This is a genomic window from Dietzia sp. NPDC055343 (assembly GCF_053645265.1).
The window spans coordinates 1-1,848 of record NZ_JBSHMJ010000130.1 but is presented as its reverse complement, the minus strand read 5'-3'; the positions used below and the strand labels follow the sequence as shown (position 1 = coordinate 1,848).

1 protein-coding gene is annotated in these 1,848 nt (G+C 70.5%); it reads left to right on the top strand.

Annotation, left to right across the window (positions count from 1 at the left end):
- Nucleotides 1–18 precede the first annotated feature (18 nt).
- A partial coding sequence (locus ACWIE7_RS19060) for a proton-conducting transporter transmembrane domain-containing protein (RefSeq protein ID WP_454070313.1) occupies nt 19–1,848 on the top strand: 1,830 nt, incomplete at its 3' end.

Here is a 1,848-nt window from a genome sequence, read left to right as displayed (position 1 = left end):
CCGCCGCAGGAAGGAGCCATGAGCCCCGTCCTCGCAATCGCCGCGGCCGGACTCGCCGCACTGCTGGCGTGGCCACTGACCCGTTGGCTCGGGCGGGGTGCCGGGTGGCCCCTCGCGATCCTCTACCTGCTTGGCGCCTTCGCGCTGCTCTCCCCACTCTCGCTGGCCCTGGCGGACATCCCCACCGAGGTCGTGCGGATCCCCTGGGTGCCGGCGCGGGACTGGACACTGGATCTGTTCGCGGACCCCACCGGGCTGTTCTTCGCGATGCTGGCGTTGGTGATCGGCGCGATCGTGCTGATCTACTCCACGGCGTACCTCCCCGGCAGGCCGCGGGGCGAGGCGCGAGGCGGGGCACAGCACTACGGCTTCTACCAGCTCATGACGCTGTTCACGGTGTCGATGCTGGGGCTGGTGCTCACCGACTCGCTGATCCTGCTCTTCGTCTGTTGGGAACTCACGTCGCTGGCGTCGTTCGCGCTCATCGCAAACTCCGGACGCAAGGCGTACTCGTCCGCGCTGCGCACGCTGGTCGTGACGATCGTCGGTGGGCTCGTGCTGCTGGCGGCGGTGGTGGCTATCTGGCTGCGCACCGGCACCACGTCGATCTCGCAGGTGCTCGGCCACGAGGTGTGGGCCACCGACCCGGGATTCACCGCGGCGGTCGCCGTGGCGGTGGCCGTAGCCGCGTTCACCAAGTCGGCGCAGTTCCCGTTCCACTTCTGGCTGCCGGACGCGATGGCCGCCATCACGCCGGTCAGCGCGTACCTGCACGCTGCGGCCGTGGTGAAGGCCGGCATCTTCCTGCTCATCCGCTTCTCTCCGATCTTCCACGACGTGGCGGTGTGGAACGCGCTGCTCGTGATCGTCGGCATGGGAACCGCCGTCCTGGCGGCGGTGTTCGCGTTGCAGAAGACCGACCTCAAGCAGCTCATGGCGTACTCGACGGTGAGCCAACTGGGCTGGATAGTCGCCACGATCGGCATCGGCACCCAGGCCGCGCTCGCCGCCGCCGCCCTGCACACGCTCGCGCACGCGCTGTTCAAGTCGGGTCTGTTCATGCTGGTCGGCGTGGTGGACCACGAGGCCGGGTCGCGCGACATCCGCGACCTCGGCCCGATCTGGCGGCGCATGCCGTGGACTTTCGGGGCCACCGTCCTAGGGGCGGCGGCCATGGCCGGCATCCCGCCCACCCTGGGATTCGTGTCCAAGGAGTCGATGCTCACGGCGTTCGGCGAGGTCGCCGGAGGCAACTCCGTCGCCGTGACCGTACTGCTGACCGCGGCCGTTGTCGGCGCGATCCTCACCTTCCTCTACTGCGCCCGCATCGTCATGGGCGGGTTCCTCGGCTCGTACGCGCGTGATCCCCAGGTCACCGCCGGCACTGATCGTCCGGCCGTCCCGGACGTCGCCGGCGTCCACGAGGCCCCGGTGCGACTGTGGCTGCCGGCCGCACTGCCTGCCGTCATCGGCCTGCCGCTGGCGCTGGGTGTGGGCATCCTCGACGCCCCCATGGCCGCGATAGCCCGGGCCGCCGCAGGGCCCTTCGGGTGGGCACCCGTCGAGCGCGGCTTCGCCCAGTACAGGGCGCTACCGGCCGGATTCGGGGAGGCGGACCTCGACTACAGCCCGCACCTGTCCCTGTGGCACGGGTTCACGCTCGAACTCGGGCTCACCGCGCTCATCCTGGTCGTCGGCGCCCTGCTCGTCTGGCAACGCCGAGTCCTCGATCGGGCACTCGACCGCGACCTGCTGCCGTTCACCGGTGCGGCGGTGCTCGAGTCGATGATGCGCGGAACCGTCAGAGCGGGCCGCGCACTGCTGCGGCCCACCGCCTCCGACTCCCCC